The sequence below is a fragment of the Candidatus Acetatifactor stercoripullorum genome, from assembly GCF_944382095.1.
Lineage (GTDB): Bacteria > Bacillota > Clostridia > Lachnospirales > Lachnospiraceae > Acetatifactor > Acetatifactor stercoripullorum.
Genome location: NZ_CALWMU010000043.1, coordinates 1 through 26,840, shown reverse-complemented (window position 1 = coordinate 26,840; position 26,840 = coordinate 1). Strand labels below are relative to the sequence as shown.

Annotated in this window: 30 protein-coding genes and 3 tRNA genes; 16 read left to right on the top strand and 17 right to left on the bottom strand. The window is 49.0% G+C overall.

Annotated elements, in window-relative coordinates:
* The first annotated feature begins 161 nt into the window (after nucleotides 1-161).
* Together SHK35_RS11920 and SHK35_RS11915 are read left to right on the top strand one after the other, a co-directional pair.
* The gene (locus SHK35_RS11920) at nucleotides 162-398 is read left to right on the top strand and encodes a TIGR03905 family TSCPD domain-containing protein (RefSeq protein ID WP_318703382.1); all 237 of its coding nucleotides are present in this window, start codon (nucleotides 162-164) and stop codon (nucleotides 396-398) included.
* Nucleotides 399-416: 18 nt separating this feature from the next.
* Entirely contained in the window at nucleotides 417-1,481 is a 1,065-nt protein-coding gene (locus SHK35_RS11915) for an undecaprenyldiphospho-muramoylpentapeptide beta-N-acetylglucosaminyltransferase (RefSeq protein ID WP_318703380.1), read from the top strand.
* Between the two features lie 35 nt (nucleotides 1,482-1,516).
* On the opposite strand, the gene SHK35_RS11910 is transcribed toward SHK35_RS11915, so the two are convergent.
* The 4 genes from SHK35_RS11910 to SHK35_RS11895 are packed head-to-tail and all read right to left on the bottom strand — an operon-like array spanning nucleotide 1,517 to nucleotide 4,583.
* Nucleotides 1,517-2,077 (bottom strand): TIGR01440 family protein, encoded by a 561-nt coding sequence (locus SHK35_RS11910; protein ID WP_318709934.1) that lies wholly within the window; start codon nucleotides 2,075-2,077, stop codon nucleotides 1,517-1,519.
* Nucleotides 2,078-2,113: 36 nt separating this feature from the next.
* Nucleotides 2,114-2,923 carry a polysaccharide deacetylase family protein gene (locus SHK35_RS11905; protein WP_318709933.1) on the bottom strand — a complete coding sequence of 270 codons (810 nt, stop codon included), beginning with the start codon at nucleotides 2,921-2,923 and terminating at the stop codon, nucleotides 2,114-2,116.
* Nucleotides 2,920-3,279, bottom strand: a complete 360-nt coding sequence (locus tag SHK35_RS11900; protein ID WP_318703376.1) for a hypothetical protein — start codon at nucleotides 3,277-3,279, stop codon at nucleotides 2,920-2,922. Before SHK35_RS11900 ends, SHK35_RS11905 begins: the two co-directional genes overlap by 4 nt.
* On the bottom strand, nucleotides 3,276-4,583 hold the full coding sequence (locus SHK35_RS11895) for a DUF1576 domain-containing protein (protein WP_318709932.1): 1,308 nt from the start codon (nucleotides 4,581-4,583) through the stop codon (nucleotides 3,276-3,278). The genes SHK35_RS11900 and SHK35_RS11895 overlap by 4 nt, the downstream gene beginning before the upstream one ends.
* Before the next feature lie 118 nt (nucleotides 4,584-4,701).
* Between SHK35_RS11895 and SHK35_RS11890 the strand changes: the two genes are divergently transcribed.
* Both SHK35_RS11890 and SHK35_RS11885 read left to right on the top strand, forming a co-directional pair.
* Nucleotides 4,702-6,153, top strand: coding sequence for a spore germination protein (locus tag SHK35_RS11890; protein ID WP_318709930.1), 1,452 nt, complete (start codon nucleotides 4,702-4,704; stop codon nucleotides 6,151-6,153).
* 297 nt (nucleotides 6,154-6,450) lie between these two features.
* Complete coding sequence (locus SHK35_RS11885) at nucleotides 6,451-7,548, top strand: HD-GYP domain-containing protein (RefSeq protein WP_318709928.1); 1,098 nt, start codon at nucleotides 6,451-6,453, stop codon at nucleotides 7,546-7,548.
* On the opposite strand, the gene SHK35_RS11880 is transcribed toward SHK35_RS11885, so the two are convergent.
* Nucleotides 7,538-10,147 carry a cation-translocating P-type ATPase gene (locus SHK35_RS11880; RefSeq protein WP_318709927.1) on the bottom strand — a complete coding sequence of 870 codons (2,610 nt, stop codon included), beginning with the start codon at nucleotides 10,145-10,147 and terminating at the stop codon, nucleotides 7,538-7,540. The two genes, SHK35_RS11885 and SHK35_RS11880, sit on opposite strands and share 11 nt — an antisense overlap.
* Before the next feature lie 273 nt (nucleotides 10,148-10,420).
* On the opposite strand from SHK35_RS11880, the gene SHK35_RS11875 reads away from it, so the two are divergent.
* Both SHK35_RS11875 and SHK35_RS11870 read left to right on the top strand, forming a co-directional pair.
* Nucleotides 10,421-10,765, top strand: a complete 345-nt coding sequence (locus SHK35_RS11875) for a PadR family transcriptional regulator (protein WP_318709926.1) — start codon at nucleotides 10,421-10,423, stop codon at nucleotides 10,763-10,765.
* Nucleotides 10,755-11,369: a DUF2812 domain-containing protein gene (locus SHK35_RS11870; protein WP_318709935.1), complete on the top strand. Its 615-nt coding sequence runs from the start codon at nucleotides 10,755-10,757 to the stop codon at nucleotides 11,367-11,369. The genes SHK35_RS11875 and SHK35_RS11870 overlap by 11 nt, the downstream gene beginning before the upstream one ends.
* Here the strand turns inward: SHK35_RS11870 and SHK35_RS11865 are convergent.
* From SHK35_RS11865 to SHK35_RS11845, 5 genes are all read right to left on the bottom strand, one after another.
* Entirely contained in the window at nucleotides 11,364-12,398 is a 1,035-nt protein-coding gene (locus tag SHK35_RS11865; RefSeq protein ID WP_318709925.1) for a hypothetical protein, read from the bottom strand. The genes SHK35_RS11870 and SHK35_RS11865 overlap by 6 nt on opposite strands.
* A 190-nt stretch (nucleotides 12,399-12,588) precedes the next feature.
* A complete protein-coding gene (locus tag SHK35_RS11860) occupies nucleotides 12,589-13,023 on the bottom strand; it encodes a hypothetical protein (RefSeq protein ID WP_318709924.1) in 435 nt (144 codons plus the stop codon).
* Entirely contained in the window at nucleotides 13,020-13,562 is a 543-nt protein-coding gene (locus SHK35_RS11855) for a flavodoxin domain-containing protein (protein WP_318703366.1), read from the bottom strand. Before SHK35_RS11855 ends, SHK35_RS11860 begins: the two co-directional genes overlap by 4 nt.
* Nucleotides 13,563-13,734: 172 nt before the next feature.
* Nucleotides 13,735-14,481: a hypothetical protein gene (locus SHK35_RS11850; protein WP_318709922.1), complete on the bottom strand. Its 747-nt coding sequence runs from the start codon at nucleotides 14,479-14,481 to the stop codon at nucleotides 13,735-13,737.
* Nucleotides 14,478-14,975, bottom strand: coding sequence for a flavodoxin family protein (locus SHK35_RS11845; RefSeq protein ID WP_318709920.1), 498 nt, complete (start codon nucleotides 14,973-14,975; stop codon nucleotides 14,478-14,480). The genes SHK35_RS11850 and SHK35_RS11845 overlap by 4 nt, the downstream gene beginning before the upstream one ends.
* Before the next feature lie 247 nt (nucleotides 14,976-15,222).
* Between SHK35_RS11845 and dhaS the strand changes: the two genes are divergently transcribed.
* Nucleotides 15,223-15,750, top strand: a complete 528-nt coding sequence (gene dhaS, locus SHK35_RS11840) for a dihydroxyacetone kinase transcriptional activator DhaS (RefSeq protein ID WP_318703362.1) — start codon at nucleotides 15,223-15,225, stop codon at nucleotides 15,748-15,750.
* A 4-nt stretch (nucleotides 15,751-15,754) separates the two neighbouring features.
* Here dhaS and SHK35_RS11835 read toward each other — a convergent pair whose 3' ends face one another.
* Complete coding sequence (locus SHK35_RS11835; protein WP_318709919.1) at nucleotides 15,755-16,774, bottom strand: hypothetical protein; 1,020 nt, start codon at nucleotides 16,772-16,774, stop codon at nucleotides 15,755-15,757.
* A gap of 169 nt (nucleotides 16,775-16,943) precedes the next feature.
* Here SHK35_RS11835 and SHK35_RS11830 point away from each other — a divergent pair, with 169 nt between their 5' ends.
* Genes SHK35_RS11830 through SHK35_RS11820 form a run of 3 tightly spaced genes read left to right on the top strand, consistent with a single transcriptional unit; the run spans nucleotide 16,944 to nucleotide 19,135 of the window.
* Complete coding sequence (locus SHK35_RS11830) at nucleotides 16,944-17,345, top strand: MerR family transcriptional regulator (RefSeq protein WP_318703360.1); 402 nt, start codon at nucleotides 16,944-16,946, stop codon at nucleotides 17,343-17,345.
* Nucleotides 17,326-17,940: a flavodoxin family protein gene (locus SHK35_RS11825; RefSeq protein ID WP_318703359.1), complete on the top strand. Its 615-nt coding sequence runs from the start codon at nucleotides 17,326-17,328 to the stop codon at nucleotides 17,938-17,940. Before SHK35_RS11830 ends, SHK35_RS11825 begins: the two co-directional genes overlap by 20 nt.
* 22 nt (nucleotides 17,941-17,962) lie before the next feature.
* A complete protein-coding gene (locus SHK35_RS11820) occupies nucleotides 17,963-19,135 on the top strand; it encodes an iron-containing alcohol dehydrogenase (protein WP_318703358.1) in 1,173 nt (390 codons plus the stop codon).
* A gap of 51 nt (nucleotides 19,136-19,186) precedes the next feature.
* On the opposite strand, the gene SHK35_RS11815 is transcribed toward SHK35_RS11820, so the two are convergent.
* On the bottom strand, nucleotides 19,187-19,627 hold the full coding sequence (locus tag SHK35_RS11815; RefSeq protein WP_318703356.1) for a hypothetical protein: 441 nt from the start codon (nucleotides 19,625-19,627) through the stop codon (nucleotides 19,187-19,189).
* A 48-nt stretch (nucleotides 19,628-19,675) separates the two neighbouring features.
* Nucleotides 19,676-21,199 (bottom strand): Y-family DNA polymerase, encoded by a 1,524-nt coding sequence (locus tag SHK35_RS11810; protein ID WP_318703355.1) that lies wholly within the window; start codon nucleotides 21,197-21,199, stop codon nucleotides 19,676-19,678.
* Nucleotides 21,200-21,466: 267 nt separating this feature from the next.
* Here SHK35_RS11810 and SHK35_RS11805 point away from each other — a divergent pair, with 267 nt between their 5' ends.
* The 6 genes from SHK35_RS11805 (at nucleotide 21,467) to SHK35_RS14215 (ending at nucleotide 25,428) form a co-directional block, all read left to right on the top strand.
* Nucleotides 21,467-22,003 (top strand): TetR/AcrR family transcriptional regulator, encoded by a 537-nt coding sequence (locus tag SHK35_RS11805; protein WP_318709916.1) that lies wholly within the window; start codon nucleotides 21,467-21,469, stop codon nucleotides 22,001-22,003.
* Nucleotides 22,004-22,154: 151 nt separating this feature from the next.
* Nucleotides 22,155-22,433 carry a hypothetical protein gene (locus tag SHK35_RS11800; RefSeq protein ID WP_318709915.1) on the top strand — a complete coding sequence of 93 codons (279 nt, stop codon included), beginning with the start codon at nucleotides 22,155-22,157 and terminating at the stop codon, nucleotides 22,431-22,433.
* A complete protein-coding gene (locus SHK35_RS11795; protein ID WP_318703352.1) occupies nucleotides 22,430-24,106 on the top strand; it encodes an ATP-dependent metallopeptidase FtsH/Yme1/Tma family protein in 1,677 nt (558 codons plus the stop codon). The genes SHK35_RS11800 and SHK35_RS11795 overlap by 4 nt, the downstream gene beginning before the upstream one ends.
* Nucleotides 24,103-24,645: an HdeD family acid-resistance protein gene (locus SHK35_RS11790; protein ID WP_318703351.1), complete on the top strand. Its 543-nt coding sequence runs from the start codon at nucleotides 24,103-24,105 to the stop codon at nucleotides 24,643-24,645. Before SHK35_RS11795 ends, SHK35_RS11790 begins: the two co-directional genes overlap by 4 nt.
* A 419-nt stretch (nucleotides 24,646-25,064) precedes the next feature.
* The gene (locus SHK35_RS11785; protein WP_318709913.1) at nucleotides 25,065-25,376 is read left to right on the top strand and encodes a nitroreductase family protein; all 312 of its coding nucleotides are present in this window, start codon (nucleotides 25,065-25,067) and stop codon (nucleotides 25,374-25,376) included.
* The gene (locus SHK35_RS14215) at nucleotides 25,339-25,428 is read left to right on the top strand and encodes a hypothetical protein (protein ID WP_334303689.1); all 90 of its coding nucleotides are present in this window, start codon (nucleotides 25,339-25,341) and stop codon (nucleotides 25,426-25,428) included. Before SHK35_RS11785 ends, SHK35_RS14215 begins: the two co-directional genes overlap by 38 nt.
* A 60-nt stretch (nucleotides 25,429-25,488) precedes the next feature.
* On the opposite strand, the gene SHK35_RS11780 is transcribed toward SHK35_RS14215, so the two are convergent.
* The 4 genes from SHK35_RS11780 to SHK35_RS11765 form a co-directional block, all read right to left on the bottom strand.
* Nucleotides 25,489-25,560 (bottom strand) — tRNA-Gly (locus tag SHK35_RS11780).
* Nucleotides 25,561-25,668: 108 nt separating this feature from the next.
* Nucleotides 25,669-25,739, bottom strand: a tRNA-Gly gene (locus tag SHK35_RS11775).
* A 42-nt stretch (nucleotides 25,740-25,781) separates the two neighbouring features.
* Nucleotides 25,782-25,854 (bottom strand) — tRNA-Phe (locus SHK35_RS11770).
* A 203-nt stretch (nucleotides 25,855-26,057) separates the two neighbouring features.
* Nucleotides 26,058-26,702 (bottom strand): hypothetical protein, encoded by a 645-nt coding sequence (locus SHK35_RS11765; protein WP_318709912.1) that lies wholly within the window; start codon nucleotides 26,700-26,702, stop codon nucleotides 26,058-26,060.
* Between the last annotated feature and the right edge of the window lie 138 nt (nucleotides 26,703-26,840).

Genomic DNA, 26,840 nt, shown 5'->3' with positions numbered 1-26,840 from the left:
TTGGCATTTTTTGAAAGTTGTGGATAACAGGATACGGCAGATTTGCCTGGTGGAGATAATTCTGCGGAAACTCAAGGGAAATGTAATCATTGCGTAATTTTCCCAAATCTGCTATAATACGGTTTTATAGTAATGGGTTTTCTGAAAGGATTGATAAGGATATGAGATATCAGACACATGGCACATGCTCCACCTCCATTGAGATTGAATTAAAGGACGGTGTGATCGATTCCGTGAAATTCACCGGAGGCTGCAACGGCAATCTGCAAGGCATCAGCGCACTTGTAAAGGGGATGACTCCCCAGGAAGCCATAAGCAGATTAAAGGGCATTCGCTGTGGATTTAAGCCAACCTCCTGTCCGGATCAGCTGGCCCGTGCGCTGGAAACTATGATTTAACGCAGAAAGGATTCCAGCATGAAGAGAATTGTATTGACAGGCGGCGGCACTGCAGGACATGTCACGCCAAATATCGCTTTACTGCCTTCTCTTAAGGAGGCCGGCTACGAGATAGCGTACATGGGCTCCTATGACGGTATCGAAAAAAAACTGATCAGTGATTTTGACATTCCCTATAAGGGAATTTCCACCGGAAAATTCAGGCGGTATTTAGACCCCAAAAATTTTACAGACCCCTTTCGGGTGATAAAGGGCTTTTCCGAGGCCAGAAGCTATTTAAAGGAATTTCGTCCTAATGTAGTGTTTTCCAAGGGAGGCTTTGTAAGCGTCCCTGTGGTCCGCGCTGCGGCTTCTCTGAAAATCCCCTGTATTATCCATGAATCCGACATGACCCCGGGGCTGGCAAACAAGCTTTGTATTCCCGTGGCGAAAAAGGTTTGCTGCAACTTTCCCGAAACGCTGAAAATGCTGCCTCCCGACAAGGCGGTTCTCACAGGCTCCCCCATCCGGGCAGAGCTTGCCCAGGGAAACAAGCTCTCAGGACTTGATATGTGCGGCTTTACCGCAAACAAGCCCGTAATCATGGTAATCGGAGGAAGCCTGGGCGCAGCCAGCGTGAACAAAGCCGTCAGAGAGGCTCTTCCCCAGCTTTTGGAGGATTTCCAGGTAGTGCATATCTGCGGTAAGGATAAGGTGGATAATCTTTTGTTAAATACCGCAGGCTACAAGCAGTTTGAGTATGTAAAGGCAGAGCTGAAGGATTTGTTTGCCATGGCGGATGTAGTGATCTCCCGGGCAGGAGCCAATGCCATCTGCGAGCTATTGGCCCTGAAAAAGCCCAACATCCTCATCCCCCTTCCCTCCTCCTCCAGCAGAGGAGACCAGCTGTTAAATGCCCGTTCCTTTGAATCCCAGGGCTTTTCTATTGTGATTGATGAGGACGATCTGACCACCTCCCTTTTGGTGGACAGGGTTCACGAATTATTTTTCACCAGGCAAAGCTACAGGGAGGCCATGAGCCGCAGCGGGCAGATGGATTCCATCGCCACCATTATGAAATTAATAGAGGATGCCGCTTCCTGACGGCACCCTCTTTTTCTTTTCCAGCAAAAGCTGCTTTATAAAAGCCCCTCGTCGTAGGCCGCCCGGCCTCCTCCGATATATTTAGGCCGGGTGCGGGCACAGACCACGTGGGCGTCGCCAATCTGCTTTGTGCGGATGCGAAGGGGCACTGCCACATCCTTTAAGTGCATGCCAATCAGCGTATCCCCGATATCCATGCCCGCATGGGCCTTGATATGCTCCACCGCCGCCGGATGCTCAAAGGCCTTATAGGCCGCCGTGGCAAAGGAGCCCCCCGCCTTTGGCTGGGGCACCACGTTTACAATCTCATAGCCGTATCGGTCCGCCGCCTCCTTTTCCAAAATCAGCGCCCGGTTTAAATGCTCGCAGCACTGGGCCGCAAGATACACAGAAGCCTCCTGGGCCGCCTGGTAAATTCCTCCAAACACCGCCTCGGCCAGCTCCGGGCTGGAAAAGGTTCCGATTCCCGCGCCGCCCACCTCGCTTGTGGAACAGCCCACCACAAAAAGCGCTCCCTCCTTAAGCTTCGCTGCCTCCAGCACCTCCTTTGCCGCCCTGTAAGCCTCCATGCTGATAATTGTCATTTCCTCTGTCATAGCTTTTACCTTTCTGCCCTGTGGCTCTGTAAATCCTCAATGCTCTCCGATGAATCTGGTTTCCCCCGGCTTTATCTGCACCAGCCCCTCCCCTGTGCTCATCCAGACGCACACCGCAGTGGGGTTATGGACGGTAAGTCCGTCCGCCGAAAACTCCTGTGCACGCACCGCCCGGATATACCGGCAGATTTCCACATTGGCAGCATACCAGATATCGTCCTTTCCGGCCATTTTGTCCGTAAATGCCTCCAAAAGCCCCCAGTTATCGGACCAGCCAAACTCAAAGCTGTGTCCCCACACATACATTACAGGCAGCTCATAAAACCCCGGCACATTCAGAAACTGATCTCCCAGTTCAAGCAGGCGGTTATTGTGATGGCAGGTTGGATGCCATTCCAAAAAATCTGCAGGCGGGAAAAATTTGCAGGTGTCCTCCACGGTTCTGGAATACAAAATGCCCAGAGATTCCGCAATGTCCTTTGTGGTTTCGTCGTAATTTCCAAAGGCATAGGACATCCCCTGTACCAGTCCTCCCATCAGCTGCTCCAGGGTTTTTCTGTCCTCTTGTATTTCCAAAACCGCCTGCTGTCTGGTAAGTCCCGGCAGACTTCGGTGCTGCACTCCGTGGCATGCCACCTCATGTCCCGCATAGATTTGTTTCAGCTCTCCGGCCTCCACATAACGATCCCTTCCTCTTTTCAATCCCAGATTTCCTGAGTTTAAGTGAAAGGTTCCCTTCATGCCGTGGGCATTCAAAATTTCAATGAGACGTTTGTCAAACACCTGCCCGTCGTCGTAGCTGAAGGTCAGCGCCTTGCGCTTTCCCTGTGGATACACAAATCTCATAAGTCATCTCCCATATTCTTGTAGAGGATCAGGGATACCTCCTCTTCCTCCACAGCAATTTCCGCCTTGTCAATCATCATTCCCACCAAAAGCAGCTGACTGTCCTCGCCCGGGTCTCCGCTTCCCGCCATTTCCCAGTAAAAATCTTCAATTCCCCGGTTCTTTGGCTCGTTGAAGCATTCCTCCAGACGGCAGAGCTGTTGTCTGTACTCTTTTTGGTAATTGGCTCTAAAACGGATTACCGCCTGGTCGCCGGAAAGCGCAATATCCGACTGTATGCGGTCCGCCCCCAGGCCGAAAAAAAACATGGTAAGAGCCTCGATGATTCTGGCCAGCTTTCTCTCCCCCTGTATCATTTTTCCTTCTCCCTTCGCATCTCCCGATGTTTCTCAAAGCTTTCCAGCACGGGCACCAAAAAAATGGCTACAATCCCGGCGCTGAACCCATTGTTGTACAAATTCAGTCCCCCGTACATCTCCGCTGTGCACATGACAATGGCAGAGTGCAGCATCCCCGCCGCCACGCCAGCCAAAGCACCGAATTGTCCGGCTATGGGCGAAAGCCCTACCCCAAACAAAGCGGCCAGCTGAATGCCCGGCGTTCCGTGCTCGTATCTGCTTGCCAGGTTAAAAAGATACACGCCAGCCAGCACGGGAAGAAAGTTTTTGGGGTGGGCGCCGAAAGCGGCAAACCCAAAGGCCATCAACACAGCCCCTGTCACCGGGCCGGAAAAATCTCCTCCCACCAGAAAAATGTAGGAAACGCACAGGGCTCCTATCACCGACATGTTCATCAGGGCGGCTCCCGGTCCCTCCATCAGCACAAAATCCGCCACAGCCCGCCCAGGATGCCTGAAAATCCCAAGAAAATTTTTAAGCCTTCCCTTCTCCAGATACAGCCCGTAAAGAAAGGCTGCCAGAAAATATACAAAAAGCCCGATCACAAGAGGCATGGATCTTCCCGTCCGCCACAAAAGCACCGTTTCGCTTTTCATACCCAAAGCCTCCAGGACGCAGACCATCACAAAGGCCAGAAGTCCTGCGGAAAATCCCACATTAAACAGACTGTAGCCCATGTGCATGGAAGCAGTATGGGCGGACAGGGGAGGCAGCAAAAATCCGATCACAATTCCTGCCGCAGCTGCCAGCGCCATATCCACAGGCAGGGAAAAAGGCATCAGATACACGATCTCCGTCACAAAAGGCGCAAGACCGGTGCCAAACAGCGCAATATAAATATATCTGCCAAAATGAGCACGGTGCAGCTTTGCATACAGCCATGTGCCAAACAAAATGGGAAGAATATTCACCGGATTTTTTCCCCAAAGGGCGTACCCCGCATTGATAAAAAGGGCCGCCATGGTAGGTCCTGTAAAAGGTATCTTTGACCGGCTTACAAGAAAAATACACAAAAGCATCACGAGGGCCGCATTGCAAAATGCGGCTCCCTGGCCTCCCAGCACAAAATAATCGGTGATCAGGGCATCCCTGGATACCACAAAGCGCCACAGTCCCCGCAAAATATTCTCCGGGCTGTCGCAGATAAATGCCGCTGCAAAAAGCGCCAGAGCGGAAAAAATGCTAAACCGCTTCAACTCATTTCCATTCAATCCCTTACCATACCCTTTCCTGTTTCCCTTCTCCTTCATCCATTTTATCATGAGCCCGCCTGCAGGAAAAGCAAAAACTGAGAATAAATGCGGCCCTTTGGGAAAAATTATGAACAGAGCGCCTGCTTTCACAGTCGGCTCCCAATTTTTCAGAAAGGCCTTTACCATTATGACAGAAAAATTATCCAAAAATCTCATGGAAAACATAGAGCAGATCAAGAAGCTTCTCCCTGTGGGCACAAGCTTCGATCTCATCACAAGAGAGCTTTTTTTAGGAGATGCCAAAAGCTATTTTCTGGGAATAAACGGCTTTTGCCGCACAGAGATTCTTCAGCAGATTTTTGCCGATCTGCAGAATCCCTGGTATACCAGGGATAGTCAGGTGGAGGACATTGTCCGCTATATGAACGCTAAAATCGGCTATGCACAGGTTTCCCTGACAGGCACCTGGGAGGATATCCTGAAAAATGTGCTCAGCGGTCCCTGTGCGCTGTTCATTGACGGCTTTGACCAGGCAATATTAATCGATGTGCGCTCCTACCCCACAAGAGGAATTGCCGAGCCGGACGCCGAAAAGGTCACAAGGGGAGCCAGAGACGGCTTTGTGGAAACCCTGCTTTTCAACGCAAACCTCATACGCCGCAGAGTCCGGTCCCCCCATCTTTGCTTTGCCATGCACAGCATAGGAAGCGAAAGCAAAACCGATGTGGCGGTGGCCTATCTGCGCTGCAGCGTAAATGAAAATCTGCTGGAAGCCCTGTCAAAATCCATAGATTCCCTAAAGGTTACCTCTCTGACCATGGGCGCAAAAAGCTTAGAGGAGCTGCTTGTAAAAAAGCGCTGGTGGAACCCTCTCCCCAGCATTCAGGTTACGGAGCGTCCCGATATCGCCTGCAGCTACCTTGAGGAGGGACATATTCTGATTCTTGTGGACAACTCTCCCCTGGTGCTCATTCTTCCCTGTACGATCTTTCAGTTTACACAAAGTGCGGAGGATTATTACAAAAGCCCCCTGGTGGGCACCTATTTCAGGCTGGTGCGCTTTGTCTGTATTCCTGTCAGCCTTCTTTTGATGCCCGTATTTCTTTTGATAACGGCTTATTTTCCACAAACCGCAGAGCGCCTTCGGATTTTATCCACAGAAAGCCCTTCTGCGCTGGAACTGATCATCTATGTGCTCGCCGTGGAATTTATTTTGGACCTTTTCAAATACTCTGGGTCCGTCACCTCCGGCAGATTTTCCGGCTCCTTGTCCATTGTGGGAGGTCTGATCATAGGTGACATTGCTGTCAGTTTAAACTGGGCCTCCACAGAGGTACTCTTTTACGCTGCCGTTACCCTGCTTGCCTCCCTCTCCCTCTCCAGCATGGAATTCAGCGATGCGCTGCGCATTTACAGGCTTTTCCTGATTATTTCCACTGCCCTGTTTGGAATATGGGGCTTCTTCATCAGTGTGATACTTGTGTCATTTTCTATTGCCACCACTCCCACCTTCGGCGGCATGAGCTATTTCTGGCCTCTGTTTCCCTTTAACGGCCCCGCCCTGAAAAAACTGCTGTTTCGCAGCCCCACCGCCAAAGCCCAGCCCTGCCAGGTCTGGGACCGGGGCAAAGTACACTAAAAACCTCTGCTCCTTTTTTCTTATTGAATTCCCCTTTCAGATAAGCTATTATTTTATAATAATACTTAGATCATTGGAAAACTAAGCATTTTATATTTGAATTGCCCTGATTGCATGTTTCATAAACAGACCCTGGCTGACCGCCGGTATTTAGGCTGCGTCCTCTGCAGCCTTATGTACCGCTGCGGTCAGCCCGGAGCGAAAGCGTGTCTGTGTTGAAATATGCAATCGGGCAGGAAGGTTACCAAAGCCTGTTTTCCAATGATCTGTCAATACTGCAAGAAAGGGGGCGTCTGCATGATTCGCCGACGATATATCAGCACAAGATTGCTAAAGGACGGCATGATCATCGATCAGTCCATCATAGACAGGGCTGGCCGCATTCTCATTGCGCGCAAAACTGCCCTGGACCCCTTTTTGATAGAAGCCTTGCAGCGGCTCTCCGTTTCCGGGGTATACATACGGGAAGGAGAAGAGGACCCCGAGGAGGAATCCATTTTAATTCCTCCAAAGGTGATAGAAGCCATCGAAAAGCAGACGGTGCCTGACCGTTCCAGACTACAGCTTTCCGAGAGCGTCAAAAAGCATGTGTGCCAGGGCATCCAGTTTTTATATGCCAATACCTCTTCCCAGCATTTTGCGGAGGCCGCAAATGATATTTCCGACAGTCTGCTTAAGGCAATCGAGGAAAACGACGCCATTGCCATGGATATCAGCATCCTAAAGGTCAGTGATGAATATACCTTCCGGCACAGCGTGGACGTTGCCGCCATGGGAATGATCGTTGCAAGAAAGGCAGGTATGTCCTCCAGGGAAATCCGGGAGCTTGGCCTTGCGGGGCTCCTTCACGATATCGGCAAATCCAAAATCCCGCCGGATCTGTTAAACAAAACCGGACGGCTTAGTGATGAAGAATTTTCCATCATGAAAAAGCATCCTTTTTTGGGATATCAGCTCTTAAAGGAAAAAAAGGATATTCCCCGGTCAGTGAAGCTGGCAGTTTTACAGCATCATGAAAAGATAAGCGGAAATGGCTATCCCTTCGGAATCAAGGGAGATCAGATCAACAGCTATTCCAAAATCATTTCCATCACGGACATTTACGATGCGCTGGTGACGGAACGGCCCTATAAAAAGGCTTTTTCCCAGCGGGACGCAGTGGAAATGATCATGGCCATGACAGATGATCTTGACGTATCTGCCATGCGCAGCTTTTTGGACAGCGTAATCCTTTATCCCGTAGGGAGCACCGTAAGCTTGAATAACGGGGAGCGGGCCCGGGTGGTGAAAAACACCCCCGGTTACCCTCTTCGCCCCAAGGTGATCGGTTTGAAAACGGGCAGAGTCTATGATCTGTCCGAGGACATCCGCTGCGCCAGCGTTATCATCGAATAACCCGTGCCAGAGCCTTGGAAATCTCCATGACAACAAAGGGCACAAGGGAAAGGCCTAAACCTGCCAGATAAAGCTGCCAGCTTAACGTCTCCAGTCCAAAGGCTATGCTCACAGGCGTAAACAGCACCAGAGCCATCATCAAAACAGAGGCAAGGGCCGCCCAGTTCAGCTTATGGTTGGTGAACAAACCGATTTGAAACAGGGAGTGCTCAGAGCGCATATTAAATGCCTGCACCACCTGGGAGAGACCCAGTACCAAAAATGCCATTGTCTGGCCTCCCGCAAGGGTTCCTGTGGCATTTTCTCCCAGCCTGAAGCCAATCAGCGTAAGGATAGCAAACAGAAATCCCTGCAGCACCACCCTGACTCCAAGCCCATTGGCAAAAATGCTCTCATCCTTGGGCTTTGGCTTCTTTTCCATCACATCTGCCTCCACAGCCTCCATGCCAAGCGCAATAGCCGGCAGACTGTCGGTTACAAGATTGATCCACAAAAGCTGCATGGATACTAAGGGCGTCCTGTGCCACAGCAGCATGGCGGCAAACACAGTGATCACCTCTCCGATATTGGTGCCCAGCAGAAATCCCACCACCTTTTTTATATTGGCGTAAATTCCTCTGCCCTCCCGCACCGCGTCCACAATGGTGGCGAAATTGTCGTCGGTCAGCGTCATGTCCGCTGCGCCCTTGGCCACGTCGGTTCCCGTGATGCCCATAGCGCAGCCGATATCGGCCGCTTTCAGCGCAGGCGCGTCGTTTACGCCGTCTCCGGTCATGGATACCACTTGGTTCTTTCTCTGCCAAGCCTTCACAATACGTATCTTATTTTCCGGAGACACCCGGGCGTAGACACTGATCTGCTCCACCTGGTCATCCAGCTGGGAATCCGTCATCTGATCCAGCTCTGCGCCTGTTATGGCTTTGTCTCCCTCTTTTAGAATTCCCAGCTCCTTTGCGATGGCGGAAGCCGTCACCACATGATCCCCTGTAATCATGACAGGCTTAATCCCTGCTTTGCGGCAGGTGGCTACCGCAGCCTTTGCCTCGGGCCTCGGAGGGTCTATCATGCCAACCAGTCCCAAAAAGATCAAGTCATTTTCCAGCTCCTGTGAGACAGGATTTTCAGGAAGCGCCTCCACCTCCTTGTATGCCACGGCCAGCACTCTTAAGGCATCCCTGCTCATTTCCTCTGTGATCTGTCTTGCCTTTTCCAGATTTCCCGCCGTACACCTGGGAGCCATCATGTCAAAGGCGCCTTTTACAATGACTATGGTTTTGCCGTCCATTCTGTGAACCGTTGTCATCAGCTTCCGGTCAGAATCAAAGGGCAGCTCTGCCAGCCTGGGACAGCTCTTTTCCAGCTCCTTTTTGTCCATTCCCTTTTTATGGGCTGCCAGCACAATGGCCGTTTCCGTAGGGTCTCCGATGTGCTGCTCCTCCCCGTTTACGAATTCCACAGAACCGTCACAGCAAAGAGCTCCAAATTTCAAAAGCCTCATTGCTTTATCATGATCTGCAGCGCCAATATCCTTTGGTTCTTCCTCTCCGTCACAATAAACCTTCACAAGGGTCATGCGGTTCTGGGTCAGGGTTCCTGTTTTGTCCGAACAGATCACGGAAGCGCTTCCCAGGGTTTCCACAGCGGGGAGGCGGCGGATCAGGGCATTTTTCTTTACCATCCTCTGTACGCCGATGGAAAGGACTATGGTTACAATAGCGGGAAGTCCCTCAGGAATGGCTGATACCGCTAAAGATACTGCCGTCATAAAAATTTCCATCACCGGAATGCCGTTTGCCAGTCCCACCACAAAGATGATTCCGCAGGCTGCCAGTGCCAGCACACCCAGATATTTTCCAAGCTGGGCCAGCTTTTTCTGAAGGGGCGTCTGGGATTCCTCCTCATCGTTAAGCAGATTTGCAATTTTTCCCATCTCTGTGTCCATGCCCGTTGCAGTCACAATGCCAAGGGCGGTTCCATAGGTAATGCTGCAGCCGGAAAATACCATGTTATTTCTATCTCCCAGAGGCGCATTTTCCGTCACCAGCGCATCCGCATCCTTTTCTGAGGGTACTGATTCGCCGGTGAGCGCCGACTCCTCACTTTTCAGGCTGACACTTTTTAAAAGTCTTGCATCCGCAGGAACAAAATCGCCTGCCTCCAGGCGGATCACATCGCCCGGCACAAGCAGGGATGCGTCGATGATTTTTTCCCTTCCCTCTCTGATTACCCTGGCATGAGGCGCGGACATGCCCTTTAGGGCCTCCAGGGCCTTCTCTGCCTTGCTCTCCTGCAGCATACCCATAAACGCATTGAGCACCACGATCAGCAGGATCAAAAGAGGCTCAAAAAACTCCCTGGGATTTTTCTCCACACAGGCGACCACAAAGGAAACCGCCGCCGCTGCCAGCAGAATCAATATCATCACATCTTTAAACTGGTCTGCAAACCGCTGCAGATTTGTCTTTTTCTTTTTTTCCTTGAGCTTATTTGGCCCAACTTCATCCAGCCTTTCTGCGGCCTGCTCTTCTGTGAGCCCACGCTCTTCATCCGAGGCAAGCTCCTTTAACGCCATTTGCTTTGAGGCATTGTAAAATATCACTGTTTTTTCCTCCTCTGGTTTGATTCCTTACGGTTATCATTGTAAAGGTATGGTATCAAACCTTTTATATTCCTTCATTAGACAAAAAACAGGAATGTTACACTTTTCCCCACGGGCTTAAAACTGTTACTTTTTGGGACAAACAGGCAAAAGTGTCCCAAAGAACACTTTTGCCCTGCTCTGTCCTTTCCCGCAAAATGCGGATCGCTGCTGTTACCGGAACGATTAACAGTGGAGTCCCTTCATCAACGGAATAGAAAGGGGCGTGAATGAATGGATGTCCATATTCGTAAAGTGTATGTGCCGATGACAGAGACGGGTTTTTATATCCTGCTGTGCCTCCGGGAAGAATCCCATGGCTATCATATTATCCGTAAAGTAGAAGAGCTGACGGACGGCGAAATCCGAATCAGCCCCGGAACGATGTACGGCAGCCTGTCCAAGATGGAAAAAGATGGACTGATTCATTTCGTGCGGGAAGAAGAAAAACGAAAAATTTACCGCATTACAGCCTTGGGAAGAGATGTCCTGGCGCTGGAAATGAAACGGATCGAGCGATTGTACCGGAATATGATGGAGGTGCGCGCCCGAGGATGTTGTCTATCAGCTGGATTATAACCAAGAGGGTCTGGAGCATAAAGACGAGTATGTGCAGATGTTCCATGACTGCGGCTGGGAATATATTCAGGATTTTGGCGGATACAGTTATTTCCGCAAGCCGGTTTCAGAGATGCAGGGAGAAGAGGAAATCTTTTGTGACGATGAATCCCGGCTGGATATGATGCAGCGGGTGTTTGCAGGCCGGTATCTGCCGATTCTCATCATCCTGATGCTGCTGATTGTGCCAAATCTCTTCGAACAGTTCCAAAGCACCCATGCAGACGCCCCTGTACTGTTGGTATTGTTCCTGATCCTCCTTGGGATTTACGCCCGGTTGCCGCCAAGACGCAGGAATGAAGCGTCTTGGCATCAAGCAGCAGTTCAAGCATGCCCCGCCTGCAACCGGAAAGGCTCACCTTTCGGAAGCCGGTTCACCGGGCTTTCTAAATACCAGAATACCCTTGGAAGAGGGCATGATGGAACAGGAAACCAGTTCAAATCCCTCCTGTTCCATTTTGTTAGCCATTTCCTCTACTCTGACGGCCATTTCTTTCGCCTTTGGAGAATATTTGACGACTACCGTTTTGTACATCGAATTCACCTCCTCTCCGTTAAATTATAAGGAAGAAATCTGTGCAGCTTTATCGCGTAAAAACTGAAGCAGGACCTGCTCCTGTTCCACCGGGAAGGTGCGGGGAAGCCACAATGTTTTAGTGAACGGGCCCTTTTTACCGCTGCCGTAAAAGTCCTTCGTCTTTTTGGTAAACTGTCCCCGGATATGGATGGCTCTTTTCCCCACACGATAGCCTTCCAAATGAATCAGTGTAAAGAGAAACTCCACACGTTCCTCCATGCTGCCGCTGTACCCGGCATAGTACAGCTGGTCTTTGGCCAGATAAACCCGCTGTACCAGGGAAGTGCCAGAGCAGTTGCCCCAATACATCAGGAGCGGGATAAAGGAGAATGCGGCCACAGCCATCAGCGCAAGAAACGACTCTCTCAGCAGCTGGATGGTCAAAAGCTCTTGGGAATTCTTAGTGAGAGCAAGCACGAATCCGGAAATCAGGCAAACGCCGGGGCAGACCAACAAGGCCAGTATTTTCGGCAGCCGCAGATACCGCTTCCGGCGGACCGGGTCGCTTTCCAGCACCATGACATCCCACCGGACAGCCTTCTGCTTTTCACCTGCGCGCTTCTTGGCGTATCCCGCTTTGTCACCTTGATACCCGGAAACCAGAGAAAGAACCAGGGGAACCATAAGGAGGAGCAAGGCCGTCAGGGCAATGGCACAAATGAATGCGTTGCTTGCAGCCCTCGGCAGTGGGGCAAAGGTAACAATACAGACAAAAAGCGTTAATAGTTCCAGAATCAGCAGAGAGAACACCACCGGCAGAAAAACATTTAAAAACCCCTTCCCTTTTATGACAGTAAGAAAGGCCAAAAGGATTTTGACGATCAGAGCAAGATAGATCGGGCCAAACAGCATGAAAAATATCCGAAGATTGAAAAACATTTCTTCCGACAATCCAAGCCCACTGGCCGGCACAAGGGAGAGCAGCAGGCCGATACTGATAAACACCGCATAAGATACCGCAGCCTTAAGCACCCATTTCCCAAATCGAATCCTTCTTTTTTCCCGCAACCAGTCCACCCCCTATCGCCCGCCAACGTTGCGCTTATTGGAGAATGACAGGCATCAAACACCAATGGCATAAAAAAGTTGAAAAGAAGCAAATCCACCCCAAACAAAAGGCAGCCCAAAACCATTGCACACTTTCCCCGATTCCCCTGGCTGATATACAGATTCAGCCATGCCGTCACACAAGAGATTGCAATGCCTGTTAACAGACACCACAGCACCGTTTCCAACGTTTGGTTTTCCCAAACAGCCATCCCAGCAGCAGACCCATAGCAATCAAGGCCAGGCTGTCAGCCGCCGGGTAAGTAATCCGATCAATGGCCGCCACATGGGGCAAGGGTTCCAAAAGATACGCAATCCACACCACGCAGCAGGAAAGGCCGTATTTGAGCCCCTGTAAAATCCGATTCCCGCCCAGCCGGTTCCGTATAAGCAGGAACAACGCGGCAATCAGGGAGTAAGCGAAAATTCCATAGACAGTAAAGACCAAGGGCATGGTACCGTTTTGTGCAAAAACGCTGGGCGCTAAAACCGTCTGCTCTCCAGCTGGAATGAAAAGCTGCCCGATTATGCGGACGATGGTCGCAGCAAGCCCGATCAGCAAAATTTTCAGGATATTTTTAACAGCGCTGTTCATATCGTTTCTCTCTGTATTTCCAAAATAATCGGTTCCAACCCATTGAAATCCGTGAAATCCACCTGTTTCCCATAGGTTTCTATGAGTGCCCGGTTTTCCGCCGTTTGTTTTTCAAGGGGCGTCCTGCGCAAGGATTGATACAGCAGCTTCATCATCGTCCGGTGTCCGAAAGAGAGCTTTTGATAATCGATCCCGCCGCGAAGGTGAAAAATCTTCGCCCGGTCAAGCAGCTCCCCGGAAAGCTGCCTTTGCAGAGAGGCGCGGATATTGTCCCGGTTTTCCGGTTCCTTTGGGTCGGCCAGCCCCACGGTAACAAGGAGCAGCCTTTGCCCGTCCCGAAGGGAAAAATTCCCCAGGGTTTTCCCAAGGCCCAGGACGCCGCCCGCATACAATCCACCCAGATAGACGATTATCTTTCTGTCCGAAAGAGCCGGTGCGTCTTTGTAGCTGATGGCGGGAATGCCGGTTTGTTCGGACAGCTTTTGGGCGTATCGGCGTGTGCTGCCATACTGGCTGCCATAGACAATGATGTGTTCCATACTATCCTCCATTCCGAAGCGTTTTTACGCGACGGGGCGATGAGAAATCCGCGCATGCGGTTTCTCATCTGCCATCAGACAAATTTGTGACGCTCCGGCACAATATAGCCAACGCGAATAAATTCGCGTGTGAAAAATCAGCTCATCAGAGTGATTTTTCAATCTATCCTCCTTATTCACTATGCCATTTGTCCCGTTTCAAAAGTGCGAAAAGAAAGCGGCCCTGAAAGAGAGAAGATAAAATCATAAATAGGTCCGCCATAGGGACAAACAGAAAAGAGGGTATCATGACCCGTGTAAATTGGTCGGTCAATGCCCGCTCCCTGAAAATAGCCAGCGAAAGACGTGCCATGCAGAACAATACACCGCTGTTGAGAAAAAGCCATGTGAATATCTGGATGGCAAGGGAATGCAGCAATCCGTCTGGAACAGCGCCGATGTCAAAAAAGAATAACGCCATTTGAAGCAGAAGGATTCCAATGAGGATGGGGTAGACGATACCCAGTACATGGAGCATCATCCCGCCGCCGATTCCGATTCCGCCGCCCCAAGTAATTCCTGCCCTTTTGCACCATGCCTGAAGCATATGCAGGGCAGGTCGATTTTGTTTTCCTTCCACAAAGCCATTGTTGGAAAGTGCATACAGCCGGAACCGGCAGGAATGATTTTTACAGTATTCTTCCGCCTGCATGAGAAATTCCACTACATGGGAAGGAAGGCCGTCCACATAAAGAGGCACGAAAAGGCACACCACATCCATGCCGGGAAACAGTTCCATTACTTTCTGAAAATCCTGTCGGGTGCTGAGGGATACCTCCTTTTTTCGGATGCCCGGAAGAAACAGCCGGAATAACCTTGAGAAGAAACGGGAGGCGCCGCCCTTTTTCTTGGGACTTGCATTCAAAATCAGAAGGTTCATAAACCGGCCTCCTTTAACTGCTCAATATTCTCAAAGAAAACCACATCCGCTTTCTCATAATCCAGATTCAGACGGTTGCGCTCCACAGTCTCTTTGGCCGTCTCCTGTTCAAATCCCGTGCATTCCCCGTAAAAGCAGACACGCATCAGCTTCCGGCGAGGATAGCGGCTGATATGGTGGGTTTGCCCGCCCCGCCAGGTGAAGAACGGGAGAGAAGCCCCAATCGCACGGTCCAAAATGGCTTTGACAGGACTGCTGTACCCTCCATAACAGCACCTGCTGACGATAATCAGCGGATCACTCTGGCCAATGAGCGCTCCAATGTGCTGTAACGAATCCTTCATGATACAAAAACCGGCATTCTTCAGCCAGCACTGAAAGCAGCCACGGCAGGAAGCATACTGATTATCCGCATGGATGACAGCCGAATCCTCATCCGGTTTTTCCAGTGAATAGATTATCTCAGCGCCAAGATCGTGAATGATTGTTTTCATAGACCGGCTTCTCCTTCTTAAAATGCACATACTTATTTTAATTATATAGAGGGCAGCCTTAAAAGACTATCTTCTTTCGGTCAAATCTATGTAAAATTTATTTATTTAATATGCCCATGCTTTGTCCGTCTATACGAAATTCCCAAAAGGGGGCCTGTTGTCCCAAAAGGGGCCCATTGTCTGCCGCGTTGTATTTCCCGGCGGATTATAGTATAATGGAAAAAATTACTTCCGGGAGGTGGGCTTTTTGGCGGACTCAAATATTACAAAGCGCGCCCTGTCCTCTGCTTTCAAGGAATTGTTGGAGAGCAAGCCCTTTTCTAAGATCAGCGTAGGTGATATCTGTGAAAAATGCGAGATGAACCGCAAGAGCTTCTATTATCATTTCAAGGATAAATATGATCTGGTGAATTGGATTTATTACACAGAATTTGTGACGGTAGTCCGGCAGAAGGATTATCCTGCCTTTTGTGAACTGGTAACGGATTTGTGCCGCTTTTTTTACGACAACAGGGCTTTCTACCACAAGATATTAAGCGTTTCCGGCCAGAATTCCTTTACTGAATATTTCCGCGATCTGCTTGTGACGATCATGAACAATTACAGGGAGGACAGCGTTCCTTCTGACGCTGCTTTTTCCTTTTGCGCAGAATTCTATGGGGACGCCATGGTCTGCGCCATCAAAAGATGGCTTTCTCAAAAAAATTGTATGCCTCCCGAAGAATTTTCTTCCCTTCTGGAACATTGCCTGCGTCCCGTTTTTCCCTCAGCCTAAGCCTTCAGTCCTGGATTTTCATAGCATCCTGCAGGATACTCTCCAGACTGTTTTGAAAAATATTGTATTGCTCCCCCTCTTTCATTCCTTCATTGGTATGCAGCTGCCCTTTTGGGTCAAATGCTGCCATACAGATTCCATCAGAAATAATTCCGTCGATCGTCAGGGTGTCCTGCTTCAAATCCATGAGCACCACCGGCTGGCTTTGACTGTTCCGCACAGTAAGGACATATTCGTAAACCTCCCTGCGGGTCTGATCCGTGCAGTCCTCCTTCGCTGCAAGAAATGCAAAATAAGGCTTCCCCTTTTTCATAGCTGCAAGCCAGCTTCCATTCAATATGCCGTCTTTATTTCCTTGAGAATATTTCCCATACACGCCGTACAAAAGCCCGTCTTTGCGAAGGGCGCCGCAGGCTTCCTCCATTGCTTCCTCTCCACAGACTGCCGTCATCACATTTTTCACGGCTCCAGCCATTTCCCGGTATTCTTTTGTCACCTGCACACCCTTTAAAAATACCACAAAGGCACAATCCGGCCTGCCCTTTACAAGGGAAAAAAGCCTCTTCGGGTCCCCGCTTTGCAGAAACAGCAGATAGGTATAAATTCCCAGAGCCGTTCCCTGTTCCAGCAGCGAAGCATAGACGTCCCCCTTCTCCTCCAGCTCCTTTTCCTCTATCACAAGGGATAAGGACCATGGGATATTAAAATTCCTCTGCGCTTCTATGCTGCGTATTTTTGCCGCCCCTCTGGTACAGCTGTTATAGCCCAGATTGATGCCAAATTCCAGCAAAATCTCCCGGTCCACATGGGTAATCATATCCGTAATCAATTCATAGTAGGCGCTGTCCTCATTGCAGAGCATCTTCTGAGCCACGCCCAAAAACCGTTTCTGAAAACGCCCGCCCGAAAAATCCGCCCCCAGGTCCACCAGATTTCTGGCCGCTCTTTTGGGCGATTCCTCCATATCCTTCAACGCTTTTTTTACAGCCGCTTCTATAAGAATTCGATTGATATCCCTTGGCATTCCATATGCCCCCTTTTATCTTTTTTTATAGGATACCTCATATAAGCCGTTACAGACAGGGACAATTTTATTCATTTGTCCAAAAAAACAAGAATATATTTTAGAAAGAGTATTGACTTTGAGTAAGCTCCAGGTTGTATAATGAAATCATGCACGAGGAGGTGATGCTTTGACCATTAAGGAAGCCTGTGAGAAATATCACATTTCCCAGGACACTCTGCGCTATTACGAGAGGGTGGGGGTAATTCCCCAGGTTGGACGCACTGCAGGAGGCATAAGGGATTACGGCCCTTCAGACTGCGGCTGGATTGAAAATGCCATCTGCATGAGAAACGCTGGTCTGCCCATAGAATCCATCATTGAGTATGTGGCGCTTTTTCAGCAGGGGGATGAAACCATTCCTGCAAGGCTTGGCCTGCTCAGGGATGAGCTGGAGCATTTACTCGAAAAAAGAGAGCAGCTGGAGGCGGCAATCCACAAGCTGCAGTACAAAGTATCCAGATATGAAATTGCCATGGAAACCGGAATTTTAAGTTGGGAGGAATCAGATCATGAAAGTATTGATGCTTAACGGAAGTCCGCGCAAGGACGGAAATACCTCTATTGCCTTAAGAGAAATGGAGCAGACCTTTGCAAAAGAGGGGATAGAGACGGAAACCGTACAGGTGGGAAACAAAAATATCAGGGGCTGTATCGCCTGCAATTTCTGCAAGGATAACGGCCGCTGTGTGTTTGACGACGCGGTAAATCAGCTTGCACCAAAGTTTGAAGAGGCCGACGGGCTTGTGATCGCCAGTCCCGTCTACTATGCTTCTGCAAACGCCACCCTGATCGCCTGCCTGGACCGGCTGTTCTTCAGCACCCCCTTTGACAAAAGCATGAAGGTGGGCGCCAGCGTTGCCGTGGCCAGAAGAGGAGGGTGCTCTGCTACCTTCGACGAATTGAATAAATACTTTACGATCTCCGGAATGCCCATCGCTTCCAGCCAATATTGGAACAGCGTCCACGGACGGAATCTGGGGGAAGCTGCACAGGACGCCGAGGGGCTTCAGACCATGCGCACCCTGGCCAAAAATATGTCCTTTCTCATAAAGAGCATCGCCCTGGGGAAGGAAGCCTATGGACTTCCGGAAAAGGAAGCGCAGGTCATGACTAATTTTATATAATTTTACAGAAAAGAGGTTATTTATGTTAGGAAATTTTGAATTTGCAAATAAGACAAAGCTTTATTTTGGAGAGGATTCCTTAAATTATTTAAACACGGAGCTGCCAAAATACGGCAAAAATGTTCAGCTGATTTACGGAGGCGGTTCCATCAAGAAAAACGGAATTTATGACAAGGTTGTGGAAATTTTAAAGGCAGGCGGCAAGGAAATCTTTGAGGATGGCGGCGTAATGCCCAATCCTACAGTGGAAAAGCTTTACGAGGGCGTTGAAATTGCCCGCAAAAACCATGTGGACCTGCTGCTTGCTGTAGGCGGCGGCTCCTGCTGCGATTATGCCAAGGCAGTTTCTGTATCCGTAAACTGCAGCGAGGACCCTTGGGAAAAATATTATGTAAAATTTGAAGAGCCTTCCTGCGAATTGGTGCCTGTGGGATGTGTTCTTACCATGGTGGGAACAGGTTCGGAAATGAACGCCGGCTCTGTTATCACCAATCACGCTACCAAGCAGAAGATCGGCCACGTATTTGCCGATGAGAACGTAATGCCCAGATTTTCCATTCTGAATCCTAAATTTACCTATACTCTCCCGGAAAGACAGATGGTTGCAGGCATTTATGATATTTTCAGCCACATCTGCGAGCAGTATTTTTCAGGGGAGGATGACAATACCAGCGACTACATTGCGGAAGGACTGATGAAATCTCTCATCCATTCCTCCAGAATCGCCCTGAAAAATCCCCAGGACTACGAGGCGCGCTCCAATATCATGTGGACTGCCACCTGGGCCCTGAACACGCTGATCGCCAAGGGCAAGACCACAGACTGGATGGTTCATATGTTAGGCCAGGCAGTAGGCGCCTACACCGATGCCACCCACGGCATGACCTTGTCTGCGGTATCCCTTCCCTATTACCGTCATATCCTTCCTTACGGCCTGCAGAAATTCAAACGCTTTGCCGTAGAGGTATGGGGCGTGGAAACTGTAAACAAATCCGATGAGCAGATCGCCCTGGAGGGACTTGACGCAATGGAGGGCTGGATGCGTGAGCTTGGCCTTGCCATGAACCTGAGGGAGCTTGGGGTTACTGAGGATATGATCGAAGGCATCACCCAGTCCACCCTGATTATGAACGGCGGCTACAAGGTTCTGACCACAGAGGAGATCGTAACAATTCTTACGCAAAGTCTTGAATAGCCCACACGCAAAGACTGATAAGCCGGGACCCAATACAGGGGCTGACGCTTATCAGTCTTTTTCTGTGAAAGCTTCGCCTTCGATATCCAGAATACAGTCAATGTCAATCCGGGTTCCGCCTTCTAAAACGATCTGATTTTCGTATGTGTCAATCCTTTTGATTCTGCCCAAAATCCTATGGCAGGCTCCGCCAGATTTCTTCCGATCTGGTACAAAATATGTCAGCAAAAGCTCTGGCTTGTCTCCGGGAAAATCGCAGGCCAGACGCAGCTTATAATCCAGCGTCATTTTTTCCTCCTCGGAAAGCTCCGGCTTTTGGTCCGTCAGGCGGGCTGTTTCCCGGAGAACATCACCGTATCCAGTCAATGCTGCAAAGGGCGAGAACATGGCCGCCCGTTCCGTCATCGGCATTCTGGGACGGCTGCCTGACACATGATGAGGGTGGTCTATTATGTCCTCATAGTTATTTATGTGATTGTCACTGCTGCTCACGGAAATTTCCTCCTCCTTCCTTACCGCCGTGCTCTATTTGTATTTTCCTTATGCCTTATGACCGCCGATCTGTTGGTTGCGATCCCTGGCTGTTGCCCCCTCCTGCAGATTCATGCCCTTCAGAATGGCATTTTTTCCGAATTTCTTCTTAATTTCCAGCATAGCCTGCTGCATTTTCTTTTCCTTCTCCAGTTCCTCCTCTTCCTTTTTTCTCTTTGCTTGAAGTGCAGAGAAATCGGTAAAAAGGTCTAGCTGCTCATACTGGGGCTCCTCTTTCGCATCTGTCTCCAAAATCACATGGGCTGCCGCCATATTGATCCGGCGGACCAAGAGGTTCTCATCTACAATCCGGTCAAACAATTCCATGACAGCCTGGGTAATCTGGCGGGTGGAAGAGGTGTATTCCTTCAAATTTGCCGTGCCATGAGCGTGCTTTGGAATTTTGCGTCCGTAGCGGTCTGTTGTGATTTCTCCTTGGTAATTTCGCCGCAGCGCCGGATTCTTCAGATTATCAATATCATATCCCACTGTTAAAACAATCTGATTGGTTACCAGCCCTTTGTCTACCAGATCCAGCGCAAGCAGATCGGCCATTTCCCGAGCCACCAGTCTGGCCTTATCAAAAGGATAAGGGCATTGCAGCACCTGGCCGGAGCCCACGCTTTTGTTTTCCGGCTTGTATGCCTTAATGTCGGCAATGGTGCACGGCTCCCAGCCCCAGGCGTGGTCGATGAGGATTTCCGCGTTGATGCCGAACAGCTCGTAGAGAAGATCTTCGCTGTAATATTCTCCAGCCTTTCCTTCTGAACAGCGGGCAATATCACCCATGGTAAAAAGTCCGTGTTCCTCCAACTTTTTTGCATAGCCCTTTCCCACACGCCAGAAATCAGTCAGCGGACGGTGCGACCACAGAGAGCGGCGGTAAGACATTTCATCCAGAAAAGCAATCCGGACGCCGTTTTCATCCGGTGGAATATTTTTTGCCTCAATATCCATAGCTACCTTGCAGAGATAGAGGTTTGTCCCGATTCCGGCAGCCGCCGTGATTCCGGTAGCAGCAAGCACATCCAGAATCATTTTCATAGCCAGCTGTCTGGCTGTCAGCTGGTAGGTTTTCAGGTAGCCGGTGGCGTCTATAAACACTTCGTCGATGGAGTAGACGTGGATATCTTCCGGCGCAATGTACTTAAGATATACTTCATAAATCCTTGCGCTGATCGCCATATAATGGGCCATTTGCGGCACAGCCGCAACATAATCCACCGCCAGAGACGGATTGCTCTTTAATTCCTCTTCCCGATAAGAGGAACCAGTGAATTTTTTCCCCGGCGCTTTCTGACGGCGTAGGGCGTTGACTTCCTTGATCCTTTGCGCCACCTCAAACAGCCGGGGCCTGCCGGGAATTCCGTAAGCCTTGAGAGCGGGAGAAACGGCGAGACAGATGGTTTTCTCCGTCCTGCTTACGTCTGCCACTACCAGATTGGTGGTCATAGGGTCAAGCCCGCGCTCCATGCATTCCACGGAAGCGTAAAATGATTTCAGGTCTATGGCAATGTATGTCTTATCCTGCACCGCTTTTTGCCTCCCTTCGCAGCTGTTTTATTTCCCTGTTGAAAGTCAGGTGCCCTGCCAGCACAGGCACGATTTGTTACTTACCAAAATTATAACAGAATCTTCAAAATAGAACAGCTCGAAATTAACATTAACCTAAGGGTTATACCTTGAGGCAGTAATCTCCTTCTCCCATTGAAAAATCCAACCTGTACCGATTTAATAGACAAAGCAAGATTCGTAGCAGATACCTATTTTCAAACGTCATAAAAGAGAGGACCACAGAATATGCCCATGGACATGAAGGAGATCATCGCAGAAGCGGCCAAAAAACTTTTGATGGAACAAAATGCAAAAAAGCTTACGGTAAAAGATATCGTAGAGGAATGCCAGATTACAAGACAGGCCTTTTACTATCATTTTGAGGATATTCCTGCGTTAATCCGCTGGGTTCTGGAGCGGGATATCAAAAAAATGCTGCAGGAGGTGCAGACCCTTGGCAATGGGGAACAGAGGCTTCGGTATTTTTTTCTGGTCGCCATCAATGCGGCCCCTTATGTGCAAAAGGGAATGCAGAGCAATTACCGGGATGATCTGGAACGTCTTTTGACCCAATATGCGCTGTATCTTTTTGAGCAGATTGTGGAAACGGAAAATCTTTATCAAAGCTGCACCCGTTGGGAGGTAAACCTGATTCTGCGTTATCACAGCCAGGCCGTCCTTGGGATTCTCCGGGAATGGACCCCGGAGGATACAAAAAATCTGGATCGGATTGTCCATCAGGTATATCTTTTAATGGCGGGTCAAATCCAGCCCCATAATTAAAACAGAATATTTACCAAAGCTGCCGGAGTGTCAAAAAACTTTACACTCCGGCTTTTTTGTCTATACACATGAAAAAATCGGCAGAATGCGCAGCCGCATTTATTTCACTGAAAATGCCAGGCACAGTCAGGTGAAGCAGGAAATTGAAGCAATGGAGAAGGAATGTACCGAGGAGGAGCTGACCTTCCGGAAAAACCTGCAGTTCTCCAAGGCCCCCTGCGTTTCCCTTACTGCAAAGGCTTACGAAGAAATCGAGCTGATCATTCAAAGAGCGAAAAAAGAGGACTTTTCTGCAGAAGAAAAAATTCTGCTTGCAGAATACGCGTTGGATTTTGCCATGCAGGCGGCCGACCGGGCTTTGCTGTCCTCCCTGAAAGCAATAGACGCACAAATGACACAGCAGGAACAAGACGAAAAGAGTTTCCCATGAAAGAAGTAAAATCGCCAAAAAAGCCACTTATTTATTACTATGTGATTGTCTTACTGATCATTTTTCTTTTTAATATGATTATAACCCCCCTGTTGATGCAGGGCCAGGTGGTAGAGGTAGACTACGGAACCTTTATGGATATGATCTCAGAGAAAAACATCGGCCTTGTACAGGTGGAGGACACTGAAATTATTTTTACCGACAAGGAAAACACCGTGGTCTATACCACCGGCGCCATGAACGACCCTGACCTGACTAAGCGCCTGTATGATTCCGGCGCGCAATTTACCAGAGTGGTGGAAGAGCCCATGTCCCCTCTTTTAAGTCTGTTTTTAACCACCATTCTGCCAATCCTTATTTTTATCGGACTTGGCCAGTATATGAGCAAAAAGCTGCTGGAGCAGGCCGGCGGAAAAAATTCCATGTCCTTCGGCATGGGAAAAAGCAATGCAAAGGTCTATGTACAGTCCAGTGAGGGAATTCATTTCAGCGATGTGGCCGGCGAGGCCAACGTCCCCTTCTTCTCCATTTCGGGATCAGAATTTGTGGAGATGTTTGTAGGCATGGGCGCCTCCAAGGTGCGCGACCTCTTTAAGCAGGCAAAGGAAAAAGCTCCCTGTATCGTATTCATCGACGAGATCGATGCCATCGGCCAGAAGCGCAGCTTGGGCGGCATCGGCGGCAACGATGAAAGAGAGCAGACCTTAAACCAGCTTCTCACAGAAATGGACGGCTTTGAGGGAAACAACGGCGTAATCATTCTGGCGGCCACCAACCGGCCCGAATCTCTCGATCCGGCTCTGACCCGTCCCGGACGCTTTGACAGACGGGTTCCCGTAGAGCTGCCTGACCTTGCGGGCAGAGAAGCCATTTTAAAGGTACACGCCAAAAAAATAAAGGTGGCGGATGATGTGGATTTTCACACCATTGCCCGCATGGCCTCCGGAGCCTCCGGCGCGGAGCTTGCCAACATCATCAACGAAGCTGCCCTGCGCGCTGTCAGAGGCGGACGCACAGTGGTAAATCAATCCGACCTGGAGGAGAGCATCGAGGTGGTGATTGCCGGATATCAGAAAAAGAACGCAGTCCTTTCAGACAAGGAAAAGCTTGTAGTAGCCTATCATGAGATTGGCCATGCGCTGGTTGCGGCTATGCAGTCCCACTCCGCTCCGGTGCAGAAAATTACCATTATTCCCAGAACCTCCGGCGCTTTGGGTTACACCATGCAGGTAGATACAGGGGACAAATATCTGCTGACCAAGCAGGAGATTGAAAACAAAATTGCCACCTACACAGGCGGACGGGCTGCTGAGGAAGTAGTCTTTCACGAAATTACCACCGGCGCTTCCAACGATATTGAGCAGGCCACCAAGCTGGCACGGGCCATGATTACCCGCTACGGCATGAGCGAGGAATTCGATATGGTTGCCATGGAAACGGTGAATAACCAATATCTGGGCGGGGATACCTCCCTGACCTGTTCTGCGGATACCCAGAAGGACATTGACAAAAAGGTGGTTGAGCTTGTGAAGGCCCAGCATGAAAAGGCAAAACAAATTTTGCTGGAAAACCGAAGCAAGCTGGACGAGCTGGCACAGTTTCTCTATGAGAAGGAAACCATTACCGGCGAAGAATTTATGAATATTTTAGGCGAAAGAGGTGCAGAGAAATGAGAAGACGTTCCGGATTTGGATGGCTTGAATTGATCATCGGAGTGCTTTTGATCTTGTTGGGTATTTTTACCTTTATCAGACCAGGACAGGCACTGACCGGCCTTGTGGTGATCTACGGAGTCATTGCCGTTATTATGGGAATTGCAGATATTGTACTCTATGTGCAGGCGGAGCGCTATACGGGCTTTGGTCCCATCGTTTCGCTGATATCCGGTATTTTAAGTGTGATGTCCGGTATATTGCTGCTGGTATATCCTAATGCCGGAAAGTGGGTTCTGTCTCTGCTGTTTCCCATTTGGTTTATTGCCCACTGCATTTCCCGTCTGTGCCATTTGAGCGCCATCCGCATTATGGCGGGAAACGGTATTTACTATTTTACATTGGTCATAAATATAATCGGACTGGTTCTGGGCATTATGATGGTGCTGAGTCCTGTGGTTTCTCTCTTATCCATCAGCTACATTGTGGGACTGTATCTCATTCTGCTGGGAATTGACAGTGTTGTCATGGCCTTCAGCCGCATGGGCTCAAGGAGGTGAATATCCGTCTCCATTTTCTTTACGGATCTGCAATTCTGCAAATAATATGGTAGAATAAATATGATGTTGGGGGCAAAAGGTCTCCCAATCACAAAGCGCCAGAATTGTTTGCGGCTTCGGAGTCAAGTTGCGCCAGAAATCGACAAATTTGCTAAATACGTTCCAAAAAATCCGAACTCGCTGCGCTCAAACAAGCGGATTTTTTTCTCACAACGCAACCTTGCCGATTCCAGGAGCAACTAAGACTCCTGCAGATGACAAACAATTCTGACGCTTTGTGACCGAAAACTCTTTTGACTCCAATATCATAAGTATGTTTAAATAATGAAACAGGGAGGTGCAAGGCATCATCCTGGCAAGAAGGGAAGGAACTTATATATACTACTATCGAAGTAAAGATGAAGGAGGACTCAATTCACATGGAATTATCAGAAGCAATTCAAAAGCGGCATTCGGTGCGCTCTTATGAGGAGAGAGCAATCGAGAAAAATACACGGGACCAGCTTTTATCCTTTATTGATCAGTGCAATCAAGAAAGCGGTCTTCATATGCAGCTTGTTTTAGACGAGCCCAAGGGGTTTGACGGTTTTATGGCCCATTACGGAAAATTTTCCGGAGTTAAAAATTACATTGCCGTAATCGGGAAAAAATCTCCTGACTTAGAGGAGAAACACCGTATCGGCAAAGGCCGGGATCGGGTTTTATACAAAAATAGACTTGGGAATTGCTAAATATCATTTTGAAATCGGTGCAGGAACGGACAACTTCAGCCGGGAAGCTTAAAACAGAATATTTGTAAAAAACAACGGATGCCCCATTTTGAGACATCCGTTGTTTTTTTAGAGCGCGAGACGGGAATCGAACCCGCGACCCCCTCCTTGGCAAGGAGGTGCTCCACCGCTGAGCCACTCGCGCATACAGTTACAGGCATTACACCTGTACGTGAAGGTATGTAATTTTGTACTGCCCTTCAAGCGCAATCTCATGAAAGGCTGTGTGCTTTTTACCCGGGAACCGGGTAAAAGCGGGTGATGGGAATCGAACCCACGTATCCAGCTTGGAAGGCTGGTGTTCTACCATTGAACTACACCCGCATATAGGAAAACAGCAGATGCCTTGCGGCAATCCTCTGCAAATGCCCAGAACCGGAATCGAACCAGTGACACGAGGATTTTCAGTCCTCTGCTCTACCAACTGAGCTATCTGGGCCTATCGACGTGCATCCTCCCGTCACAACATTAGTTATTTTACACGGTAAGCGACAATTTGTCAACTGCTTCTTGAAATTTTTGGGCAAATTTTTGGGCAAATTGGGGCAAATTTTACTCTTCCCTAGTGTAATTGATAAGTGCATATAATGAATACACCAACTAGTACACCAACTAACTCGGTTAATTCCAGTTGGTGTATTACTATTTTAGTTGGTAAATAAATTGTCTTCCCCGACGAACTTTTATAATCAGCCCCATATTCATCAGTCGCCCTAAAGCAACATTAGCACCTTGCGTAGTCGTAATTCTTGTTATATCAAGAACCTGATGTACTGTAATAAAACCATTCACCTTTATATATTCCAAAATTGCTTTATCCGATTCATTTCTAAATTCCCGTTCTGCTTCTATAATATCTGAAATATCATACTGCTCCGATCCAATCTTATAATCAGCATTTAAACGGTAACTTGTCCATCTGCCCTTTTTGTCTGCAATAAGTAATTTTTGCTCAACAAAATCAGATAGAATATGTCCGATATCCGTACTGTGTAATTCTAAAATAGACTGCATTCTGACATTGCTGACACTATTTTCAAGATACGCTGTTCCAAGAATAATCTGAGATTCCTTATCCAAATGATTATACTTCACGCCAAAAAGCTTCTGTAAATACTCTGTGCATTCTGCGGGCATAAGAGAAATCATCCACAATTTCAACTCTACCTGATGCAGCTCAGCGTTCTGACTTAAATCTGGTTTACGCCATTGTTCTTCACCCCAGGCATTCAGAATCGTTGGGAAGCCTGAGCCAATATTGTCACCAAGGCCAATCATTCGAAACATTTGAAAATAAAAATCCCGTATCCTTTTTTACAACTTTCAAAACCCCCGTAATAAGATAATCACTATGAATAATCATATTTGCCACTGCTTCCCGTATTGCTTTATGCACCGGAGTATCATCTACTCTTACCATTCCCT

Excerpts from the sequence above, each read along its gene's own strand:
- SHK35_RS11805 (WP_318709916.1), top strand. The coding sequence starts at position 21,467 with ATGCCCATGGACATGAAGGAGATCATCGCAGAAGCGGCCAAAAAACTT.
- SHK35_RS11820 (WP_318703358.1), top strand. The coding sequence starts at position 17,963 with ATGTTAGGAAATTTTGAATTTGCAAATAAGACAAAGCTTTATTTTGGA.
- SHK35_RS11790 (WP_318703351.1), top strand. The coding sequence starts at position 24,103 with ATGAGAAGACGTTCCGGATTTGGATGGCTTGAATTGATCATCGGAGTG.
- SHK35_RS11910 (WP_318709934.1), bottom strand. The coding sequence starts at position 2,077 with ATGACAGAGGAAATGACAATTATCAGCATGGAGGCTTACAGGGCGGCA.
- SHK35_RS11835 (WP_318709919.1), bottom strand. The coding sequence starts at position 16,774 with ATGCCAAGGGATATCAATCGAATTCTTATAGAAGCGGCTGTAAAAAAA.
- SHK35_RS11895 (WP_318709932.1), bottom strand. The coding sequence starts at position 4,583 with ATGATAAAATGGATGAAGGAGAAGGGAAACAGGAAAGGGTATGGTAAG.
- SHK35_RS11885 (WP_318709928.1), top strand. The coding sequence starts at position 6,451 with ATGATTCGCCGACGATATATCAGCACAAGATTGCTAAAGGACGGCATG.
- SHK35_RS11785 (WP_318709913.1), top strand. The coding sequence starts at position 25,065 with ATGGAATTATCAGAAGCAATTCAAAAGCGGCATTCGGTGCGCTCTTAT.
- SHK35_RS11900 (WP_318703376.1), bottom strand. The coding sequence starts at position 3,279 with ATGATACAGGGGGAGAGAAAGCTGGCCAGAATCATCGAGGCTCTTACC.
- SHK35_RS11920 (WP_318703382.1), top strand. The coding sequence starts at position 162 with ATGAGATATCAGACACATGGCACATGCTCCACCTCCATTGAGATTGAA.
- SHK35_RS11890 (WP_318709930.1), top strand. The coding sequence starts at position 4,702 with ATGACAGAAAAATTATCCAAAAATCTCATGGAAAACATAGAGCAGATC.
- SHK35_RS11875 (WP_318709926.1), top strand. The coding sequence starts at position 10,421 with ATGGATGTCCATATTCGTAAAGTGTATGTGCCGATGACAGAGACGGGT.
- SHK35_RS11905 (WP_318709933.1), bottom strand. The coding sequence starts at position 2,923 with ATGAGATTTGTGTATCCACAGGGAAAGCGCAAGGCGCTGACCTTCAGC.
- SHK35_RS11845 (WP_318709920.1), bottom strand. The coding sequence starts at position 14,975 with ATGAAAACAATCATTCACGATCTTGGCGCTGAGATAATCTATTCACTG.
- SHK35_RS11915 (WP_318703380.1), top strand. The coding sequence starts at position 417 with ATGAAGAGAATTGTATTGACAGGCGGCGGCACTGCAGGACATGTCACG.
- SHK35_RS11825 (WP_318703359.1), top strand. The coding sequence starts at position 17,326 with ATGAAAGTATTGATGCTTAACGGAAGTCCGCGCAAGGACGGAAATACC.
- SHK35_RS11765 (WP_318709912.1), bottom strand. The coding sequence starts at position 26,702 with ATGTTTCGAATGATTGGCCTTGGTGACAATATTGGCTCAGGCTTCCCA.
- SHK35_RS11855 (WP_318703366.1), bottom strand. The coding sequence starts at position 13,562 with ATGGAACACATCATTGTCTATGGCAGCCAGTATGGCAGCACACGCCGA.
- SHK35_RS11860 (WP_318709924.1), bottom strand. The coding sequence starts at position 13,023 with ATGAACAGCGCTGTTAAAAATATCCTGAAAATTTTGCTGATCGGGCTT.
- SHK35_RS11850 (WP_318709922.1), bottom strand. The coding sequence starts at position 14,481 with ATGAACCTTCTGATTTTGAATGCAAGTCCCAAGAAAAAGGGCGGCGCC.
- SHK35_RS11800 (WP_318709915.1), top strand. The coding sequence starts at position 22,155 with ATGGAGAAGGAATGTACCGAGGAGGAGCTGACCTTCCGGAAAAACCTG.
- SHK35_RS11795 (WP_318703352.1), top strand. The coding sequence starts at position 22,430 with ATGAAAGAAGTAAAATCGCCAAAAAAGCCACTTATTTATTACTATGTG.